Genomic DNA, 20,379 nt, shown 5'->3' with positions numbered 1-20,379 from the left:
TCAAAAGATGTCAGCTGGAGGTATCAAGAGTCATTCGTTGTGGCAGCGGGAAGGCTGCTGCCGGAGCCTGGAAAGCTGCCGGCGGGGCCTGGGCCGGCGGGCGCAGCCGTGCCGGATGGTGTTGCCGGGGCAGTGGCCCGGTCAGGGCATGGACGCCCTGGTGCCACTGTGGCTGCAATGTCTGCTGGACCGCTGGCGGCAGCGGGTTGTGCCCGGTGGCACCGCACATGGGGCAGTGCTCGCTGATGCACAGCGCTTGCAGGGTGTGGCTGTCCGCCTGCTGCGGGCCAGCGGCACTGCAAACGTCGCTGCGCCACACGCCTTCCACCAGGGCATTCGCCAGGTGGGCGGCGCTGGCCTGCCCGGCCCATAGCTGCATCCACAAGGCCAACGCTGCCAACACCGTGCCCCAGGGGCGGCGTGTGCGGTGGGTTGTGGGGGCAGAGAGGGACATGGCGGCGTGATTATCCGAGGGGCATCAAATAGGTATTTGCTGTAAATCAAATCGCACTGATTTGATGCGTATCAAGTGCGCAGACTGTCTGCCAATTGCTGTGCCCAGTGCAGGGCCTGGGTGGCATCCTGCGCTTCGACCATGATGCGCAGCAGCGGCTCGGTACCGCTGGCGCGGATCAGTACCCGGCCCTGACCCGCTAGCGCCTGCTGCGCTTGTGCCTGAACGCTTTGGAGGGCAGGGCTGTTTTGCCAATCCTGCCCGGGATGCAGGCGCACGTTGATCAGCTCCTGCGGAAAAAGCTGCAAGCCTTGCAGCAATTGCCCCAGGGTCTTGCCGCTGCGCACGCAGGCCTGCAGCACCTGCAGGGCGCTGATCAGGCCATCGCCGGTGGAGTGCTTGTCCAGCGCCAGCAGGTGGCCCGAGCCTTCGCCGCCCAGTTGCCAGCCCTTGGCGTGCAACTGCTCCAGCACATAGCGGTCGCCCACTTTGGCACGGACAAATTCCACGCCCTGTTGCTGCAGGGCCAGTTCCACAGCCATGTTGGTCATCAGCGTGCCGACGGCGCCGGGCACGCGCTGGCCTTGCTGCAGGCGATCTTGCACCATCAGGTAAAGCAGTTCGTCGCCGTTGAAGATGCGCCCCTGGGCATTGACCATGAGCAGGCGGTCGGCATCGCCATCCAGGGCCACGCCGTAATCGGCATGGTTGGCCCGCACGGCCCGGGCCAGGGCCTCGGGGTGGGTGGCACCGACCTGGTCGTTGATGTTTAGGCCATTGGGCTGGCAGCCGATGGACAGCACTTCGGCGCCCAGTTCATGGAACACCTTGGGCGCAATGTGGTAGGCCGCGCCGTGCGCGGCATCGACGACGATTTTCAGGCCGTGCAGCGATAGGTCGTTGGCAAACGTACTCTTGCAAAACTCGATGTAGCGGCCGGCGGCATCGTCCAGGCGCTGGGCTTTGCCCAGTTCGGCGGCGCTGACCCATTGGGGCGCATCCTGCATGGCGGCCTCGACGGCTTCTTCCCACTCGTCCGGTAGCTTGTTGCCCTGGGCGCTGAAGAATTTGATGCCGTTGTCCGGGTAGGGGTTGTGGCTGGCGCTGATGACCACGCCCAATTGCGCCCGCTGCGCCCGCGTCAAATACGCCACGCCCGGGGTGGGCAGCGGCCCCAGCAGCATGACGCTGGCCCCGGCGGAGTTCAGGCCCGCTTCCAGCGCCGCCTCCAGCATGTAGCCGGAAATGCGCGTGTCTTTGCCGATCAGTACCAGCGGCTTGTCGTGGCTGCGTTTCAGGACGCGGCCCACGGCATGGCCCAGGCGCAGAACGAAGTCGGGGGTGATCGGAGCCTGGCCGACGGTGCCACGGATGCCGTCGGTGCCAAAAAAGTTACGTGCCATGGTGTGTTTCTGAAATGAACGGAACAGGGTGAGGTTGGCGCGACGGGTCAGCCGTTATCGTGCATCGCCTGCCAGACGGCCAGTGCGGCGACCGTTTCGGCGACGTCATGCACCCGCACGATGCGAGCGCCACGCTCCACGGCCAGCAGGGCGGCGGCCACACTGGGCAGCAGGCGTTGCTCGACCGGCAGGCCGGTGACATGGCCCAGGGCGCTTTTGCGCGACCAGCCCGCCAGCAGGGGGAAGTCTAGAGCCAGCAAGGTCTGCTGCCGGGCCAGCAGTGCAAAATTTTGTTCCACGCTTTTGCCAAAGCCAATGCCATAGTCCCAGGCAATACGGGTGGCTTCGACTCCCAAGGCCAGCAGTGCCTGCGTTTGCTGCTGCAAAAATTCCAGCACCTGGGGCACGGGGTCACCCGCCATCGGGGCCTGCTGCATGTCCAGCGGTGTTTTGTGCATGTGCATCAGCACGATGCCGCAGTGGGGATGGGCGGCGACGGTGGCTCGCGCCCCTGGCTGGCGCAGTGCCCAGACGTCATTGATGATGTCCGCCCCGGCATCCAGCACGGCCTGCATCACGGCGGCCTTGTTGGTATCGACCGAAATGGGGACGCCCAGGCGCACGGCTTCCTGTACGACCGGCAGTACGCGCCGTAGCTCTTCGTCCTCGGGCACCGGGGGTGAGCCGGGGCGAGTGGACTCGCCGCCGATATCCAGGATGTGGGCGCCGTCTTTGAGCAGCTTTTCCGCATGGCGCAGGGCGGCGCGGGGGCTGTGGTGCTGTCCACCGTCGGAAAACGAGTCCGGGGTGTTGTTCACGATGCCCATCACCAGTGGGCGTGTCAGATCCAGGGAAAAGCGGGTGGTTTGCCAAAGGGCCATAGCTCAAGCGCCGGTGCGGGAAAAAAGAAAAAGGGGCCATAAGGCCCCCAGGAGAGTGGCGCGGCTCACGCGCCCATCAGGTTCAGGCGCCGCTGGGCGACGGAGTATGTGCTGCGGGGGTACCGCCGCTGCTGTTGCCGTCGTCCTTGGGCTGCTGCGGCTGGCGCGGCGTCCAGTCCTTGGGCGGGCTGGGTTCGCGGCCTTCCATGATGGCATCCAGCTGTTCCATGTCGATGGTTTCCCATTCCAGCATGGCCTTGGCCATGGCGTGCATCTTGTCGGCGTTGTCCTCGATCAGCTTGCGGGCCAGGGTGTATTGCTCGTCGATGATGCGGCGCACCTCGGCGTCCACCTTCTGCATGGTTTCTTCGCTGATGTTGCTGGACTTGCTCATCGAGCGGCCCAGGAAGGGCTCACCTTCCTGCTCGGCATAGACCATTGGCCCCAGGGCGTCGGTCATGCCGTAGCGCGTCACCATGTCGCGGGCAATCTGCGTGGCACGCTCGAAGTCGTTGCTGGCACCGGTGGTCATCTGGTGCATGAACACTTCTTCGGCAATGCGCCCGCCAAACAGCATGGCGATCTGGTTGAGCATGAATTCCTTGTCGTAGGAGTAGCGATCCTTCTCGGGCAGGCTCATGGTCACCCCCAGGGCGCGACCCCGGGGAATGATGGTGACCTTGTGCACCGGGTCGCATTTGGGCAGCAGGCGGCCAATCAGCGCATGGCCCGCCTCGTGGTAGGCCGTGTTGCGGCGCTCTTCCTCGGGCATGACCATGCTCTTGCGCTCGGGGCCCATGATGATCTTGTCCTTGGCCTTTTCAAAATCCTCCATCTCTACCATGCGGGCGCTGCGGCGGGCGGCCATCAGGGCGGCTTCGTTGCACAGGTTGGCCAGATCGGCCCCGCTCATGCCGGGGGTGCCCCGGGCGATGATGGAAGGATTCACATCCTGGCTGACCGGAATCTTGCGCATGTGCACGCCCAGAATCTGCTCGCGGCCCCGGATGTCCGGCAGGGTGACGTACACCTGACGGTCAAAACGGCCTGGGCGCAGCAGGGCCGCGTCCAGAATGTCCGGGCGGTTGGTGGCCGCCACCACGATCACGCCCTGGTTGGTTTCAAAGCCGTCCATTTCCACCAGCATCTGGTTCAGCGTCTGTTCGCGTTCGTCGTTGCCGCCGCCCAGACCCGCGCCGCGTTGGCGGCCTACGGCGTCGATTTCGTCGATGAAGATGATGCAGGGAGCGTTCTTCTTGGCGTTCTCGAACATGTCGCGCACGCGGGCTGCGCCCACGCCGACGAACATTTCCACGAAGTCGGAGCCGGAAATGCTGAAGAACGGCACCTTGGCCTCGCCGGCAATGGACTTGGCCAGCAGGGTCTTGCCCGTGCCGGGCGGGCCGACCAGCAGCAGGCCGCGCGGGATACGGCCGCCGAGCTTGTGGAACTTGCTGGGGTCTTTCAGGAAATCCACCACTTCCTTGACTTCTTCCTTGGCCTCGTCGCAGCCGGCCACGTCGGCAAAGGTGACGGTGTTGTTGTTTTCGTCGAGCATCCGCGCCTTGCTCTTGCCGAAGCTGAAGGCGCCGCCCTTGCCGCCGCCCTGCATCTGGCGCATGAAGTAGACCCACACGCCGATCAGCAGCAGCATCGGCCCCCAGCTGATGAGCAGGCTGAGCAGGAAGGAGCCTTCTTCGCGCGGCTTGACGTCGAATTTGACGTTGTTGTTGATCAGGTCGCCCACCAGTCCACGGTCGAGATAGGTGGCCGTGGTGCGGATGCGCCGGTCATCGGTGGTGAACGCAACGATCTCCGTGCCCCCGGGACTTTCCTGGATGGTGGCGCTTTTGATGCGGTTGTTGTGGACTTCGTTGAGGAAGTCGGAGTAGCCGACATAACCGGTTCCAACGGTGCTGCGCGTATCAAATTGCTTGAATACGGTGAACAGCACCATAGCCACGATCAGCCAGACGGCAATTTTTGAAAACCACTGATTGTTCAAGCGGGGCTCCAGAAATAAGGGAAGGAAAACAAAAGCGCTGCGATGCAGGTAGGGCCGATTTTAGGCCTTTCAAGCAAGTCGGTCAGAAGCTTGTCTCGATGATGGCGATTGCCCACGCCTAATTACTCGGATTGCCCTTTGAGGGTGCGGCCAATCAGAAAAGTTTCCGTGGATTTCTGGCGGGACGATTGCGGCTTCAGGGGCTTGACATGGACGAAGTGGTCGCGGAAAAGCGCCACCAGGGCATCGTAGCCCGGGCCGTGAAAGACTTTGGCCACCAGGGCGCCCTGGGGCCGTAGATGCCGGCTGGCGAAATCGACCGCCAGCTCGATCAGATGGCTCACACGGGCTGCATCGGTGCTGCTGTGTCCGCTGAGGTTGGGCGCCATGTCGGAGACGACCACGTCCACGGCACGCCCCTGCAGCACGGCTTCGAGCTGTTGCAGCACGGCATTCTCGCGGAAATCGCCCTGGATGTAATGCACGCCCTCGATCGGCTCCATCGGCAGCAGGTCCAGGGCAATGATGGTGCCGTCGAGCTGCCCGGCAGCCGCCCCTTGCGGGGCCATGCGGCGGCGCAGGTATTGGCTCCAGGCGCCGGGGGTGCAGCCCAGGTCCACGACCACCTGGCCTGGCTGGATGAGGTGGAAGGCCTCGTCAATTTCCTTGAGCTTGTACGCCGCCCGGGCGCGGTAGCCATCCTTTTGTGCTGCTTGCACATAGGGGTCGTTGATGTGCTGGTGCAGCCATGTCTTGTTGACTTTCTTGCTTTTGGTTTGAAACTTCATCGCAAAATTTTTGCAGACTTGATAATACGGGGATGTCTCAAATTCAATTGACCCCCGCCCAGCGCCGGGAACACCGCGCCAATGCCCACCATTTAAGCCCTGTGGTGCTGATCGGCGCCGATGGCCTGACGCCTGGCGTACAAAAAGAAATCGATGCGGCCTTGAACGCCCACGGCCTGATCAAAGTGCGTGTCTTCGGCGATGACCGCGCTCAACGTGAAACCATGTACCAGGTGTTGTGCGAGGAACTGGGCGCCGCGCCCATCCAGCACATTGGCAAGCTGCTGGTACTGTGGCGCCCGCTGCCGGAAAAGGCCAAGGCGCTGGAGGAGGACCGCAAGGCCGGCCCCCGGGATGTGAAGCTGCTGAAATTTGGCCGTCCCGGCACCAAGCCCACGGTCAAACAGGTGCGGGTGCTGGGCAACCAGCGCCTGACGGCGGGCGGCTCGATCAAGCGGGCCAAGAAGTCCTCGCCCAAATCCTTGAAAAAAGGCGCATAGCCCAGGCATGGATACGACAGCGGCAGCGCAGCACAGCCAGCGCCATGTTCTGTGCATGAAGTGGGGCACCAAGTACGGCCCGGAATACGTCAATCGCCTGTATGCGATGGTGCGGCGCCACTTGCAGGGGGATTTCAATTTCGTTTGCCTGACGGACGATGCCACGGGGATTCGCGCTGAAGTGCAGTGCCTGCCCATCCCCTCGCTGGCACTGCCCCAGGGCATTCCGGAACGGGGCTGGACCAAGCTGACGACGTTTAGCGCCGACCTGCATGGCTTGCGCGGGACGGCCCTGTTTCTGGACGTGGATGTGGTCGTCACCGGCCCGTTGGATGATTTTTTTACCCATCCGGGGGAATTTCTCATCATTCATGACCACAAACGGCCCTGGCGTGTCACTGGAAACTCGTCGGTCTACCGTTTCGAGCTGGGCGCCCACCCGGATGTCCTCACGTATTTCCGTGGGCATTTCGAGGAGGTGCGCAAGCAGTTCCGCAACGAGCAGGCCTACCTCTCCGACGTGCTGCACAAGCAGGGGAAGCTGCAATACTGGCCCGCGGCCTGGTGCCCGAGCTTCAAGTACCACTGCATCCCTGCCTGGCCGAGCAACTATTGGCGCCCGCCCTTTGTCCCGCAGGATGCGCGGATTGTGATTTTCCACGGGGAATGCAATCCCCCCGATGCCTTGGCGGGGCGGCGCAATCGGCGTTTTCGCTTCATTCGGCCAGCGGCCTGGGTGGCGGAACACTGGCACGAGTGAGGCGTTGGAGCAGGGGCCGGTATTTCCGGCAGGCTGGTGATACGCCTGGAAACCAGAAAGGATGAATACCTGTGAAATGGATGGCAAAAACAGCGCTTGCCACGGCCCTGCTGGGCCTGGCGGCGTGTACGACACCGGTCGAAAACACGGCAAACAACGACAAGGGACAGGCGCAGATGGCCGCTAACTTGCAAACCCATGTCTGGACGCTTACCCAGGTAGAAGGCGGTGCCAAACCGCTGCCGGCAGCAGCGTCGAAAGTGCAATTGAACTTCGTGGACGGGCAAGGGCTGTTGGTGAAGGGCTTGTGCAACAGCATGCGCGGGCATTACACCGCCCAGGGGCAGGCCCTGGAGATTGGACGCCTGGCGTCCACCATGATGGCCTGTTCGGATGAGCAACTGATGGCTGCGGAACGCCAGGTGGGCATTTTGCTGCCCCAGGCGCAGACATGGCAGTTGCAGGACAAGGCCGCAGCACCGGAGCTGGAAATCGGCTTTGCCGATGGCCAGCGCTGGCGGCTGCAAGGGCTGGTGAAGCCGGAAACCCTTTACGGCACGCCCGAGCGGGTGTTTCTGGAAATCGCGCCGCAGCCACAGGCTTGCTCCCACCCGCTGATGCCCAACGCCCAATGCCTGCAGGTGCGCAGCGTGACGTACGACGCCCAGGGCCTGAAAAAGAGCGCGGGGGAATGGGAGAACTTCTACGGCGCGATCGAAGGCTTCGAGCATCGTCCCGGGGTGCGCAACATCGTGCGCCTGAAACGCTTTACCAATCCCCACCCGCCTGCGGATGCTTCGCGCTACGTCTACGTCCTGGATATGGTGGTGGAAACGAGCATCGAAAAGTAAGCTGCTAATCTGTAAAAAAACAATAGCTGCTACCGCCTTTCCAGGCTTGATTTCAAAGTGTTTTTACTTTGAAATCTTTGCCTGGTCTGCGGTAGCAGCTATTTTTTTCAGATAACTCTCAGAAGCCGTTGCGGCTTATTCGACCTTGGCCTTGCCGCGCAGTTCTTCCTGGAATTTGCCCATCTTTTGCTGTTCCAGCTCTTGCTTGATCTGGGGCTTGACGTCCTCCAGTGCCGGTACTTTGGCGTCACGGGTTTCCTCGACGCGGATGATGTGCCAGCCGAACTGGGTCTTGACGGGGGTGTCGGTCATGGCCCCCTTGTTCAGGTGGGTCATGGCCTCTGAAAACTCGGGGACGAAGCTGCTCGGGTCGGCCCAGCCCAGGTCGCCGCCCTGGGCGCCCGAGCCAGGGTCTTTGGAAGCCTTTTTGGCGGCATCGGCAAACTTCTTCTTGCCGGCCTTGATGTCGGCAATCAGGGCCTTGGCCTCGTCCTCGGTTTCCACCAGGATGTGGCTGGCGCGGTATTCCTTGCCGCCGTTGCCGGCCACGAACTTGTCGTACTCGGCCTGGATGTCGGCATCGGTCACCGGATTGGATTTTTCAAAATCCAGGAACAGTTCGCGGATCAGGATGGTCTGGCGGGCCATCTCCATGTTCTGCTTGTATTCCTTGCTGCGGTCCAGGCCCCGGCGTGCGGCTTCCTGCATGAAGATTTCGCGGGCAATGACTTCTTCCTTCAACTGCGCGTCCATTTCCGCCGGCAGTTCACGGCCGCTGCGTTCTTCGATCTGCTGCTTGAGCAGTTGCAGGCGTTCGGCAGGAACGGGCTTGCCGTTCACCACGGCAATGTTCTGTGCCGAAGCACCCAACGCGGCCATGCCGAAGAGGGTGGCGGCGGCAATTTGAGTCAGGATTCTTTTTTGCATAAAGAGGGGGGTGGGTTGAAAAAAGGTGTTGCAGGAAATGGTTCAGGCCTCGATGGCCAGGGCATGCAGCCCGAGGGCAAAGAATGGTTGCAGGCAGTCGTAGACCAGGCGGTGGCGGCCCACCTTGTTCACTCCCGCAAAGGCGGCGCAGTCGATGCGCACCCGGAAATGGGTGCCAAAGCCCGTGCCATTGGCGCCGGGGTGGCCGTCGTGCAGGTAGCTTTCGTCGATGACCTCCAGCAGGTTGGGGGCAAACTTCTCGCGCAAGGCCGTTTCCATGGCGGCGGCGGTGACGGCGTTTTGGGTGTCGGTGTTCATTGGGGTTCCTGTTGCTTGTCCTGCATGAAGCGGCTCATGTACAGCGCCTGCCCAAGGATGAAGAGCAGCATCAGCCCCAGGCCGCCGAACATCTTGAAATTGACCCAGGTATTGGTATCGAACCGGTAGGCAATCCACAGGTTCAGGCAGCCCATGACGGTAAAGAAGGCGCACCAGCCCCAGTTGAGCGTGCGCCAGGCGTGGTCCGGCAGTTGCACCTGGGTGCCCATCAGGCTCTTGATGAAGTTCTTGCGCAGCAGGAGCTGGCCGAACAGCAGCGCCGCACCCATCAGCCAGTACAGCACGGTGGGTTTCCATTTGATGAAGTTCTCGTCCTGGGCCAGCAAGGTCGCGCCGCCGAACAGCACGATGACCCCGAGGCTGACCCACTGCATCGGCTCCACCTTGCCGACCTTCAGGCGCAGGTAGGCAATTTGCACGATGGTGGCGGCAATGGCGACGGCCGTTGCCGGATAGATGCCCCAGATTTTGAAGACGGCAAAAAACAGGATGATGGGAAAGAAATCAATCAGTAATTTCATGGCGCAAGGGGGGATGCGGGCAAAAGCTGCAAGGATGCCACAGTTCCGGCTTTATTCCGGGGTGGCTGTATCGGTAAATGCCAGGGCGGCGGAATTCATGCAATAGCGCAGCCCGGTGGGGTTCGGGCCGTCGGGGAAGACGTGGCCCAGGTGGGCGCCGCACTGGCTGCACAGGGTTTCGACACGCACCATGGCGTGGCTGTGGTCGGCCTGCTCGGTAATGGCACCGGGCAGCGCCTGGTAGAAGCTGGGCCAGCCGCAGCCGGCATCGAATTTGGTGTCCGACACGAACAGCGGGGCGCCGCAGCAGATGCAGTGGTAGCGGCCAGCGGCCCAGTGCTGGGTGTATTTGCCGGTGAAGGGGCGCTCAGTCGCCGCGTGCCGGGTGACCTGGTAGGCCGGCGGCTCGGTGTCCTGGGCGGCCAGTTGGGCCTGCCATTCACGGTCGGTCTTCTGAATGGGAAATTGCATGGTGGAAGTGGAGTGATCGCCGCAGGGGAAAGTTCCTGTGGCCTGTGGTTGGAGCAGGGGGTGTTTGGCCTGAACCAGTCTTATAGAGGATTTTGCGAGAGTCTTCTATAAGAGTTAGGTAAAACAGCCGTTACCGGTTAGAATTTTGCATGGTGGTAGCAGCTTGCACTCATGTGAAATACAGCTTGGCCATAAGCCAGGTGGCTGTTAGGGCAGATGCAAGACGCCTCCAAGGAGGATGTGAGTATTTCCCGTCCTGATTCGCAGCAACCTGATTAGAGCCAAAAGCACGCAATGACGACACAGCAACCGACCATCATCTATACCCTCACGGATGAGGCCCCCCGTTTGGCCACTGGTGCCTTTTTGCCCGTGGTGCAGGCCTTTGCCGCCACCGCTGGCGTGAAGGTGGATACCAGCGACATCTCCGTGGCGACACGCATCCTGGGCGAGTTCGCCGACCGCCTGACCGAAGCCCAGCGTGTGCCCAACACCCTGGCCGAGCTGGGCAAGAAAACCCTGGAGCCTGATGCCAACATCATCAAGCTGCCCAACATCAGCGCCTCGGTGGGGCAGCTGATGGCGGCCATCAAGGAATTGCAGGGCAAGGGCTATGCCATTCCCGACTATCCCGAAAACCCGGCCAACGACGAAGAAAAAGACATCAAGGCCCGTTACGCCAAGTGCCTGGGTTCTGCCGTGAACCCCGTGCTGCGCGAGGGCAACTCCGACCGTCGCGCCCCGGCGGCGGTGAAGAACTATGCCAAGAAGCATCCGCATTCGATGGGCGAGTGGAAGCAGTGGTCGCAAACCCATTGCTCGCACATGCACGAAGGCGATTTCTACCACGGCGAAAAATCCATGACGCTGGACAAGGCGCGTGACGTGAAGATGGTGCTGGAGACGAAATCCGGCAAAACCGTGGTGCTGAAGGAAAAGGTCAAGCTGCTGGACGGCGAGATCATCGACTCGATGTTCATGAGCAAGAAGGCCCTGTGCGAGTTCTACGAGCGCGAGCTGGAGGATTGCAAAGAGGCGGGCATCCTGTTCTCCCTGCACGTCAAGGCGACGATGATGAAGGTCTCGCACCCCATCGTGTTCGGCCATTGCGTGAAGATTTACTACAAGGACGCGTTTGCCAAGCACGGCAAGCTGTTCGACGAGCTGGGCATCAACGTGAACAACGGCATGGCCACGCTGTACGAAAAAATCCAGACCCTGCCGACTTCGCTGCGCGAGGAAATCATCGAAGACCTGCACGCTTGCCACGAGCATCGCCCGGAGCTGGCGATGGTCGATTCGGCCAAGGGCATTACCAACTTCCACTCGCCCAACGACATCATCGTGGACGCCTCCATGCCCGCCATGATCCGCAACGGCGGCAAGATGTGGGGTTCGGACGGCAAGCCTTACGACTGCAAGGCGGTGATGCCGGAATCGACCTTTGCCCGCATCTACCAGGAGATGATCAACTTCTGCAAATGGCACGGCAACTTCGACCCGCGCACCATGGGCACCGTGCCCAACGTCGGCCTGATGGCGCAGAAGGCCGAGGAATACGGCAGCCACGACAAGACGTTTGAAATCCAGGAAGACGGCGTGGCCAACATCGTGGACATCGCCACCGGCGAAGTGCTGCTGACGCAGAACGTCGAGCAGGGCGACATCTGGCGCATGTGCCAGGTCAAGGATGCGCCCATCCGCGACTGGGTGAAGCTGGCCGTGACCCGCGCCCGCAACTCGGGGATGCCCGCCGTGTTCTGGCTCGACCCCTACCGTCCGCACGAAGCCGAGCTGATCAAGAAGGTGGAGCGTTACCTGAAGGACCACGACACCACGGGCCTGAACATCCTCATCATGAGCCAGGTGCGTGCCATGCGCTACACGCTGGAGCGCGTGGCCCGTGGGCTGGACACCATCTCGGTGACCGGCAACATCCTGCGCGACTACCTGACCGACCTGTTCCCCATCCTGGAGCTGGGCACCAGTGCCAAGATGCTCTCCATCGTGCCCCTGATGGCCGGTGGCGGCATGTACGAAACCGGCGCGGGTGGCTCGGCCCCCAAGCACGTGCAGCAGCTGGTGGAGGAAAACTACCTGCGTTGGGATTCGCTGGGCGAGTTCCTGGCCCTGGCCGTGTCGCTGGAAGACCTGGGCATCAAAAACAACAATGCCCAGGCCAAGCTGCTGGCCAAGACCCTGGATCAGGCCACCGGCAAGCTGCTGGACGAAAACAAGTCCCCCGCCCGCCGCGTCGGCCAGATCGACAACCGGGGCAGCCAGTTCTACCTGGCCCTGTATTGGGCACAGGCCCTGGCGGCACAGACGGAAGACGCCGCTCTGGCGGCCAAGTTTGCGCCCTTGGCCAAGCAGCTCACCGACAACGAGGCGGCCATCGTCGCCGAGCTGGCGGCGGTGCAGGGCAAGCCGGCCGACATCGGCGGCTACTACCAGCCCGACCTGGCCAAGCTGGATGCCGTGATGCGTCCCAGCGCCACGTTCAATGCCGCCATCGCGGCCATTGCCTGATTGGCCTGATGGCATGAACGCATGAGGCCAGCCGCCTTGCAGCGCTGAATGCAACGCCACCGCAAGGTGGCGTTTTTTTATGACAATGCTTTTTTAGGAGCTTCTACCGCTGTATTTATAAGTATTTCAATGTGTTTTATCTTTGAAAACTTTGTATATAAAGCGATAAAAGCTATTGTTTTTATGAAAAATCACCAAATCTCCACCCACTTGATTCACCATCCCTACCAGGCGCCCCAGGATTTTGCGGCCCCGCAATTGCCGGTGCATAAGGCCTCCACCGTGTTTTTCCCGGACGTGGCGACGATGCGTTCGCGCCGCTGGCTGGACAAAAGCGGCTACACCTACGGGCTGCACGGCACGCCCACGTCCTTTACGCTGGAAGAGCGTCTGTGCACCCTGGAAGGCGGCAAACAGTGTTTGCTGGTGCCCAGCGGGCTGGCGGCGATCAGCACCGTGTCGCTGGCATTGCTCAATCACGGCGATGAAGTCCTGATTCCCGATAATGCCTATGGTCCGAACAAGGATTTCGCCGAGCATGAGCTGTCGCGCTACGGCATCCGCCACACCTTCTTCAATCCCATGGACATCGAGGACTTGCGCCGCAAACTCGGCCCGGCCACCAAACTGGTGTGGCTGGAGGCGCCGGGTTCGGTCACCATGGAGTTTCCCGATCTGGTCGCCCAGGTGCAGTGCGTGCAAAGCCACGGTGCGCTGGCCGCCCTGGACAACACCTGGGGCGCGGGCCTGGCCTTTTTGCCCTTCGACCTGCTGCGCGATGGCGGCAGCCTGGGCGTCGACATCTCGGCCCATGCCCTGACCAAATACCCCAGCGGGGGCGGCGATGTGCTGATGGGCAGCATCACCACCCGCGACCCGGCGCTGCATATGCGCTTGAAGCTCACGCACATGCGCCTGGGCCTGGGGGTGGGGATGAACGATGTCGAGCTGGTGCTGCGCTCCCTGCCCAGCACGGCCCTGCGCTACCACGCGCAGGATAAGACGGCCCGCCAACTGGCCGCCGCGCTGCAACGCCAGTCGCTGGTGGCCCAGCTGCTGCATCCGGCCTTTGCCGGCAGCCCCGGCCACAGCCACTGGCAGCAACTGTGCGCCACGCAAGACAGCCCTGCGGGGGCAGCGGCCGGTATCTTCAGCGTGGTGCTGGATGCGCCGCAAAGCCAGGTCGATGACTTCTGCAACCGTTTGCAGCTATTCCGACTGGGCTATAGCTGGGGCGGCCACGTCAGCCTGGTCATGCCCTATGGCCTGGATGAGATGCGCAACCTGGGCCGGGGGCAGGTGGCCGCTGGCTGCCTCGTGCGCCTGTGCATCGGCCTGGAAGACGGGGCCGATCTGGAGCAGGATTTGGCGCAGGCCTACACCCAGGCGTTTGCGCAGGATTGGCGGTAGTAGCCACCAGAGTGTCGGTGGGCAGGACTGAGCAATAAAAAAGCCAGCCAGGGCAATCCTGGCTGGCATGGTTTCTGGTCGTGGGCTTGCAGCGACCGTGCGCCTCGGCGCCGTTACGCTTGCAATTGCTGCGCCATGGCGGCGTTTTGCCACACTTGATCATCGCTGCCGGCCACCAGCACGGCCACATCCGGGTGCTGCCGGCTCCATGCCGGTGCAGCCGCCGGCCCTTGCACCATCAGCGCCGTACCCCAGCCATTGACGGCAGCCACTTCCCGGGCCACCAGGGCCACGCCGTGAACCCGGGTGGTCGGCCAACCCGTGCGCGGGTTCAGGACGTGGTGGTAGCGCTGGCCGTCGCGCTCGAAATAGCGCTCGTAATCGCCGGAGGAGGCGACCACGCCCTGGCCTTCGATGGCAACCACGCCCAGCAGCTGCGCAGGTTGGCGCGGGTCGCGAATGCCAACGCGCCAGGGGCGGCCCTGCAACCGGCCGATGGCCACAACGTCGCCGCCGCCGTTGATCAGTGCATTCTGGATGCCATGCTCCTGCAAGGTTTGCAGACCGGTTGCCAGGATGGGCAGCTTGGCAATACCCCCCAGGTCCAGGGCCATATCGGCCTGCGCCAGCAGGGCGGTGTTTTTGGCCGTGTCGAGCAGTAGCTTGTCGGCACCGATGTGCTGCAACGCATCGGAAATCTGTGCGGCAGTCGGCATGGCCTGCTGGCCCGGCTCGAAGCGCCAGGCAGCCAAAGCCCCTACGGTGGGGTCGAAAGCGCCCTTGCTGGCCTTCCAGACCGTATGCGCCTGTTGCAGCACGGCCATCATTTCCGCCGGAACGGTCACGGCAGTTTTGCCGGCCTGTGCGTTGATCTGTTGCAACATGCTGTCGCTGCGAAAGCGGCTCATCATGGCTTCAAGCGCTTGCATACGGGCAAATGCTTGTGCCATGGCCGCTTGCAGCGTGGCGGAGGACGCGCCGTCGGTAACGATATCCACCTGCGTCCCCATCAATACGCGGTTGGCGCGTTGCGGGCTGGCGCCAGCCGTGCTGGCCCAGCTGGCGGGGGTGGCAAGCAGGCTCAGGCTGCCCAGCAAGGGCATGGTCAGCGCAAAGCGCCGCCGTGTCCATTGCCCACCATTTGCGGGGGTGCCTATCTCTACCATGGCGCGTTCTCCTTTTTGCCGGGTTATACCGATTGGCCCACCATGAAGTCCACGGCGGCTTTCACTTCCTCGTCGGTCAGCTTGGGATTGCCGCCACGTGCGGGCATCATCCCATGGTCACCGGTAAAGCCTTCCAGGGCGTGCTTGTACATCGTGTCATTGCCTTGGGCGATGCGGGGGCCCCAGGCTTCTTTATCGCCGGGCTTGGGGGCGCCAGCCACGCCTGCGGCATGGCACATCGCACAGGTTTTACCGTAAATGCTCTTGCCGTCCACGCTGGCGGTTGCTTCGGCCTTGGGTGCTTCGGCAGCAGGTGCTGCGGCGGCGGCAGGAGCCTCTACTTTCGGGGCTTCGGCTGCAGGTGCTTCCACCTTGGGCGCTTCGGCAGCCGGTGCCGAGGCTTGAGGAGCTTCTTTGCCGCAAGCGGCTAGCAACAGAGCAGCCGAAATAGCAACGGCAAAAGGAAGTTTTTTCATATTACGCTTTCTGTAAGTATTGAGGAAACAACAAAACGGAGTGCACACAATAACCGGAAGTTATAGTGCGTAGACCCCGTTCGATACGTCGTAGTGTGAACGACTTCTTGGAATATACATTTGATATGAATCAATGTGCAAAACCCGGGGTCATGCACACTAGGACTTGCCCTAACGGGGTTTTCCTGATGGGTATATCGGCCCTAAAGGGCTTTCCAAATTACATAGATAAACACCATGAGTCAATCGAACCGTCCCGAAACAGAGGCCGTACCGGCCCGTCGAAAGTTCCTCAACACCGCAGCGCTGGCTGGCTTGGCTGGTGTTGTGGGTTGCACGGAAAAAGCAGCTCCGGTTGCTACACCTGCTGCTGCGCCGGCTGCCGCATCAGCCGCAGCATCGTCATCTATCCACCTAAAGCCTGGGGAGCTTGATAGCTACTATGGTCTGTGGAGCGGCGGTCACAATGGCGACGTGCGTGTGCTGGGCATGCCATCTGGACGGGAGTTGCTGCGTATTCCTTGCTTCAGGCCCGATGCTTTGGTGGGGTGGGGTATTACCAATGAGTCTCTTGACGTGATGGGGCGCAATGCCAAAGGCGGTCCGCTGTACAACGTGGCAGATACCCACCACTTGCATGCTTCGTACAAGAACGGTAACTACGATGGCCGTTATGCATGGGTGAATGACAAGATCAACAGCCGTATTGCACGGATTCGTCTGGACTATTTCATTTGCGACAAGATCACGACGCTGCCGAACGTGCAGGGTTTTCACGGAATTTTCCCGGACAAGGCCGACCCGGTCGATCCGGCCATCAACTACACCACCCGTGTGTTCTGTGGGGGCGAATTCGGCATTCCTCTGCCCAACGACGGCACGGATGCGAATAACACCGAAAAATACCGTTCGCTGTTTAGTTGTGTCGATGCCGAAACCATGGAAGTGCGCTGGCAAGTGCTGATCGATGGCAACTGCGACTTGGTTGCAACGTCTTATGACGGCAAACTGGCTGCGACCAACCAGTACAACACGGAAAACGGCGTCCACTACGAAGACATGATGTCGGCCGAGCGCGATGCTTGCCTGTTCTTCAACATCGCCCGGATCGAAGAAGCGGTCAAGGCTGGAAAATTCAAAACCTACGGGACTTCCAATGTGCCGGTGGTGGATGGTACGCACGAAGCGAACAAGGATCCTCTGACTGCGTTGACGGCATATGTATCCGTACCGAAGAATCCCCATGGTGTCAATGCTTCGCCTGATGGCAAGTATTTCATCTGCGCAGGCAAACTCTCGCCGACGACTACGACTATTGAGCTGACCAAGGTGCTGGATTGGTTCGATGGCAAGATGGAAAACCTGGATGACTCGATCGTTGCTGAAGTCGAGGTTGGCCTGGGTCCCTTGCACACGGCCTTTGATGGTCGCGGCAATGCTTATACAACCTTGTTCCTGGACAGCCAGATGGTGAAGTGGAACATCGAAAAAGCGATTGCTTTCCACAATGGCGACAAGAGTGCAGAGTATGTGATTGATCGCTTGGATGTGCATTATCAGCCCGGCCATACCAACGCCACCCAGTCTGAGACGATGGCTGCAGATGGCAAATACTTGGCAGTGGGGTGCAAGTTCTCGAAAGATCGCTTCCTGCCGGTTGGCCCCTTCCATCCCGAGAATGAGCAAATCATTGATATTTCTGGCGATAAGATGGTTCTCTTGGCTGACCATCCGGTTCGTGGTGAGCCACATGATTTCATCATCTTCAAGCGTGACATCATCAAAACCAAGCAGGTTTACGATTTGGATGAATCCCCCTTGGCAATCAAGGATCCGAAGGATTCCGGCGTGTTCCGCGATGGCAAGAAGGTGACGGTGCGTTTGACTTCGCAGGCGCCTGCTTTCTCTATGCGTGAATTTACGGTGAAAAAGGGGGATGAGGTCACCTTGATTCTGACGAACTTGGACAAGATCGAGGATTTGACTCACGGGTTTGCAGTGCCCAAGTACAACATCCAGTTCATCATCAATCCCCTGGAGACGAAATCGGTGACTTTTGTTGCGGACAAGCCTGGTGTTTTCTGGGCTTATTGCTCCACCTTCTGCCACGCGCTGCACTTGGAAATGCGTACGCGGATGATTGTTGAGGCTTAAACTGCTGTTGAGACTCTCCCCTGCTCGGTGTTGGCAGGGGGAGCAAAAATAGCGCTTTTTTACAGGCACCCTCTGGTGCCTGTTATCTATTGGACAGTCAGATGCTTTTCCTGGGTCATCGGTTTACTACTTGGTTGTTGTTCTTGTTCCTGGCGGTGGTTGGTGCAGGCGTTTCTCCGCTTGCACAGGCTGCAAGTACCGCTTACGAAGCAGAGTTGCCGGAAAATCTGGCGACGACGCCGGATATGTGTTCTTTGCTTCCCTGCGCAGAGGTGTTTCCAGGAGCCTCCTATTTTTCACCGCGCAAGGGGCAACCGCCTTATGTCGAGGCGTACGACAACGATAGCCCCGGGAAAAAGCTTCTTGGCTACGTGATGCTGTCCACCGATATTACGGACACGCCGGCTTACTCCGGCAAGCCCGTGGTGACCTTGATCGGTATGGACAAGGATGGCAAGTATGTTGGCGTCAAGGTGCTGAAGCATTCTGAGCCTATTCTGCTGTTAGGGATTCCAGAGTCTGCACTCATTAATTTCAATAATCAGTATCTTGGGAAATCGGCGGCAGATAATATCGAAGTTGGTCCTTCGCGCCCAGATGAGAATATTCTTGGTGTGGATGCTATCTCTGGCGCTACTGTGACGGTAATTGCCCAAAACCAGGTAATGCAGCTTTCTGGCCAGGCCGTTGCGCGTCAAACCGGTATTATTGAGCCAACCGTGCGTGATCCAGCACGCTTTCTTACCACAGGCAAGCAATACAGCTGGAATGAATTGGTGAAAATTGGCGCGGTTCAACGGCTCTTGGTCAAGCCCGAGCAGGTTGGCTTGGCACGTAGTTCGGTGCCATTTATTGAATTGTGGTTTGGTGATTTGAATCAGCCAGATGTCGGCATCAGCCTGCTTGGAAAAAATAATTTTGAACGTCTGCATTCTGCTCTCAAGGAAGGCGAAAGTGCGTTCTTTATTATTAAAACAGCCGGGGATGAATCATTCAAAGGCTCGGGGTTCGTTCGTGGTGGTATTTTTGACCGTGTTCAGGCAAAACAGGGTGCAGATGCCTTTACTTTCCGTGATCTGGATTATCTGAATCTGTATGGCTTGGAGCCTGCAGATGCCCCGCGCTATAATGAAGCGGGCATCTTCATCGTTCGATCGAACTCCTTCTCCCCAGCTTATCCGTGGCGTTTGGCCTTTCTCGGCAACCGCGTAGATCGTGCGACGGGGCATCGCAGTTTTGCTGTTTTTGAATCCAAGTATTGGTTGCCAGCAAGTATGCTGGAGGGTGGGCGTCCGAAAGTCCAGGAGCCGGATGCGCCCTGGGTGCGCGTCTGGAAGACCCAGGCTGTCAAGATTGCCCTGTTTGCCTTCATTCTGGTCGCTGTGACCATCGTTTATGCGTTCCGTGAAAAGCTGACACGCTTGTCCACGCACAAGAATAAATGGCCGGTGAATGGATTCAAATATATTTTCTGGACTATCAGCATGGTCTGGATTGGTTTTGGATTGATGGCCCAGCCCTCCATTACCCAGGTGCTGACATGGTTCCATTCGATTCTGTTTCAATGGACGTGGTCGTTGTTCTTATCGGATCCGTTCATCTTTCTGTTCTGGATTTTCATCATCGGTACGGTGTTCTTGTTTGGCCGGGGCTTGTTCTGTGGCTGGATGTGTCCGTTTGGTTCGCTCCAGGAATCCATTTTCAAAATTGCCAAGCTGGTTGGATTCAAACGCTTCCAAACCCAGTTGCCGCAGAAATGGCATGATCGTTTGAAGTGGGGGAAATATGTCGTATTTTTCTTCCTGCTCACGGTGTCCTTGTTCTCGATGGGGTTGGCCGAAAAACTGGCTGAGGTCGAGCCTTTCAAAACCACCTTCCTGGTGGGCGTGATGAATCGCTCGTGGCCCTATGGCTTGTTCGTGGCGGCGATTTTGGGTGTGTCCATCTTTATTGAGCGCCCGTATTGCAAATATATCTGCCCGTTGGGCGCATCCCTGGCTATTCCCAGCACCTTCCGCTGGTTTGGTTTGAAGCGCAAGCAGGATTGCAATAGCTGCAAGGCTTGTGCGGTGGGCTGCGGCGCTCAGGCCATTGATGCCGATGGCCGTATTGACCATCGTGAGTGCCTGCACTGTCTCGATTGCATGATTCTGTATACCGACACCAAAGGCTGCCCGCCCTTGGCCAAAGAGCGCAAGCGTCGTGAGCGTGATGGGTTGGAAATTACGCCGATTGGCAAGAATGGCTATTTCATTCCGATCCACCCTGCCACGGTGGATGACCAGATCGCGGCCAAAGCCAAGGGAGGTGTCGATCCCAGGATGCCTACCGATTCGACCTTGCCTGCGCACAAGCGTGACGTTGGCCTGATGAAGTGGGTGCTGCTGGAAGTCCGTGACCATCTGTGGCCTTGGAGCAGTGAAGGCTGGCGCAGTAAACGGGCTTTGCAAATGGCCGGGATTGCCTTGGCCGCTGCGGCAACCGTTGCGTGGGTGATGACGGCAATGGGGCACTTGTCTTCTGGTGCCATCATTGGCTGGTGGTTCGGTTGGAGCCTGTACGAGGTGCTGATTCGCATGGCTGGCCGTCGCTATGTCAAAGATGGGTTATGGTGGCGGGACAATTACCGTGTAGCCGGCTGGTTTGACATGATGAGCTACGTTGCTTTCAAGAACTTGATGATTGGTGCTGCCCTATTCCTGGTGCTGCAAGCATTGGGACTGTTTACGCCGTGAATAATTTGG

The 20,379-nt window shown here is 60.0% G+C and carries 18 protein-coding genes; 7 read left to right on the top strand and 11 right to left on the bottom strand.

The features are described from left to right. Nucleotides 1-10: 10 nt before the first annotated feature. The 5 genes from ACFO3A_RS11960 to ACFO3A_RS11940 all read right to left on the bottom strand — a co-directional run bounded on the left by ACFO3A_RS11960 (nt 11) and on the right by ACFO3A_RS11940 (nt 5,531). On the bottom strand, nt 11-454 hold the full coding sequence (locus ACFO3A_RS11960; protein WP_377726593.1) for a hypothetical protein: 444 nt from the start codon (nt 452-454) through the stop codon (nt 11-13). Nucleotides 455-525: 71 nt separating this feature from the next. After that, nucleotides 526-1,857 carry a phosphoglucosamine mutase gene (glmM, locus tag ACFO3A_RS11955; protein ID WP_377726591.1) on the bottom strand — a complete coding sequence of 444 codons (1,332 nt, stop codon included), beginning with the start codon at nt 1,855-1,857 and terminating at the stop codon, nt 526-528. Nucleotides 1,858-1,904: 47 nt separating this feature from the next. Next, complete coding sequence (gene folP / locus ACFO3A_RS11950) at nt 1,905-2,738, bottom strand: dihydropteroate synthase (protein ID WP_377726589.1); 834 nt, start codon at nt 2,736-2,738, stop codon at nt 1,905-1,907. A gap of 82 nt (nt 2,739-2,820) precedes the next feature. Beyond that, the gene (gene ftsH / locus ACFO3A_RS11945; RefSeq protein ID WP_377726588.1) at nt 2,821-4,743 is read right to left on the bottom strand and encodes an ATP-dependent zinc metalloprotease FtsH; all 1,923 of its coding nucleotides are present in this window, start codon (nt 4,741-4,743) and stop codon (nt 2,821-2,823) included. 122 nt (nt 4,744-4,865) lie between these two features. Further along, a complete protein-coding gene (locus ACFO3A_RS11940; protein ID WP_377726587.1) occupies nt 4,866-5,531 on the bottom strand; it encodes an RlmE family RNA methyltransferase in 666 nt (221 codons plus the stop codon). 32 nt (nt 5,532-5,563) lie between these two features. On the opposite strand from ACFO3A_RS11940, the gene ACFO3A_RS11935 reads away from it, so the two are divergent. The 3 genes from ACFO3A_RS11935 to ACFO3A_RS11925 all read left to right on the top strand — a co-directional run bounded on the left by ACFO3A_RS11935 (nt 5,564) and on the right by ACFO3A_RS11925 (nt 7,642). Further along, on the top strand, nt 5,564-6,031 hold the full coding sequence (locus ACFO3A_RS11935; RefSeq protein ID WP_377726586.1) for a YhbY family RNA-binding protein: 468 nt from the start codon (nt 5,564-5,566) through the stop codon (nt 6,029-6,031). Nucleotides 6,032-6,038: 7 nt separating this feature from the next. Then, nucleotides 6,039-6,791, top strand: a complete 753-nt coding sequence (locus ACFO3A_RS11930) for a glycosyltransferase (RefSeq protein ID WP_377726585.1) — start codon at nt 6,039-6,041, stop codon at nt 6,789-6,791. An 80-nt stretch (nt 6,792-6,871) separates the two neighbouring features. Continuing rightward, entirely contained in the window at nt 6,872-7,642 is a 771-nt protein-coding gene (locus ACFO3A_RS11925) for an META domain-containing protein (protein ID WP_377726762.1), read from the top strand. 135 nt (nt 7,643-7,777) lie between these two features. Here ACFO3A_RS11925 and ACFO3A_RS11920 read toward each other — a convergent pair whose 3' ends face one another. From ACFO3A_RS11920 to msrB, 4 genes are read right to left on the bottom strand one after another with little or no spacing between them, the layout of a single operon-like run. After that, nucleotides 7,778-8,569, bottom strand: coding sequence for a peptidylprolyl isomerase (locus ACFO3A_RS11920; RefSeq protein WP_377726584.1), 792 nt, complete (start codon nt 8,567-8,569; stop codon nt 7,778-7,780). A 42-nt stretch (nt 8,570-8,611) separates the two neighbouring features. Continuing rightward, a complete protein-coding gene (locus tag ACFO3A_RS11915; RefSeq protein ID WP_377726583.1) occupies nt 8,612-8,887 on the bottom strand; it encodes a BolA family protein in 276 nt (91 codons plus the stop codon). After that, nucleotides 8,884-9,429, bottom strand: coding sequence for a septation protein A (locus ACFO3A_RS11910; protein ID WP_377726582.1), 546 nt, complete (start codon nt 9,427-9,429; stop codon nt 8,884-8,886). The genes ACFO3A_RS11915 and ACFO3A_RS11910 overlap by 4 nt, the downstream gene beginning before the upstream one ends. Nucleotides 9,430-9,480: 51 nt before the next feature. Further along, entirely contained in the window at nt 9,481-9,900 is a 420-nt protein-coding gene (msrB, locus tag ACFO3A_RS11905; protein ID WP_377726580.1) for a peptide-methionine (R)-S-oxide reductase MsrB, read from the bottom strand. 294 nt (nt 9,901-10,194) lie between these two features. Here msrB and ACFO3A_RS11900 point away from each other — a divergent pair, with 294 nt between their 5' ends. Both ACFO3A_RS11900 and ACFO3A_RS11895 read left to right on the top strand, forming a co-directional pair. Next, nucleotides 10,195-12,429: an NADP-dependent isocitrate dehydrogenase gene (locus tag ACFO3A_RS11900; protein ID WP_377726579.1), complete on the top strand. Its 2,235-nt coding sequence runs from the start codon at nt 10,195-10,197 to the stop codon at nt 12,427-12,429. A 183-nt stretch (nt 12,430-12,612) separates the two neighbouring features. Next, nucleotides 12,613-13,839, top strand: a complete 1,227-nt coding sequence (locus ACFO3A_RS11895; RefSeq protein WP_377726578.1) for a PLP-dependent transferase — start codon at nt 12,613-12,615, stop codon at nt 13,837-13,839. Nucleotides 13,840-13,952: 113 nt separating this feature from the next. On the opposite strand, the gene ACFO3A_RS11890 is transcribed toward ACFO3A_RS11895, so the two are convergent. Then, nucleotides 13,953-15,005 (bottom strand): FAD:protein FMN transferase, encoded by a 1,053-nt coding sequence (locus ACFO3A_RS11890; protein WP_377726576.1) that lies wholly within the window; start codon nt 15,003-15,005, stop codon nt 13,953-13,955. 23 nt (nt 15,006-15,028) lie between these two features. After that, entirely contained in the window at nt 15,029-15,481 is a 453-nt protein-coding gene (locus tag ACFO3A_RS11885; RefSeq protein WP_377726575.1) for a c-type cytochrome, read from the bottom strand. Nucleotides 15,482-15,718: 237 nt separating this feature from the next. Between ACFO3A_RS11885 and nosZ the strand changes: the two genes are divergently transcribed. Both nosZ and ACFO3A_RS11875 read left to right on the top strand, forming a co-directional pair. Next, the gene (gene nosZ, locus ACFO3A_RS11880) at nt 15,719-17,635 is read left to right on the top strand and encodes a TAT-dependent nitrous-oxide reductase (protein WP_377726574.1); all 1,917 of its coding nucleotides are present in this window, start codon (nt 15,719-15,721) and stop codon (nt 17,633-17,635) included. Nucleotides 17,636-17,736: 101 nt separating this feature from the next. After that, nucleotides 17,737-20,370, top strand: coding sequence for a 4Fe-4S binding protein (locus ACFO3A_RS11875; RefSeq protein ID WP_377726572.1), 2,634 nt, complete (start codon nt 17,737-17,739; stop codon nt 20,368-20,370). The last annotated feature ends 9 nt before the right edge of the window (nt 20,371-20,379 follow it).

Source organism: Comamonas nitrativorans, assembly GCF_042654765.1.
GTDB classification, from domain to species: domain Bacteria; phylum Pseudomonadota; class Gammaproteobacteria; order Burkholderiales; family Burkholderiaceae_C; genus Comamonas; species Comamonas nitrativorans.
Note: the sequence above shows the minus strand (reverse complement) of the source record. Positions and strands in the feature narration are given on the sequence as shown.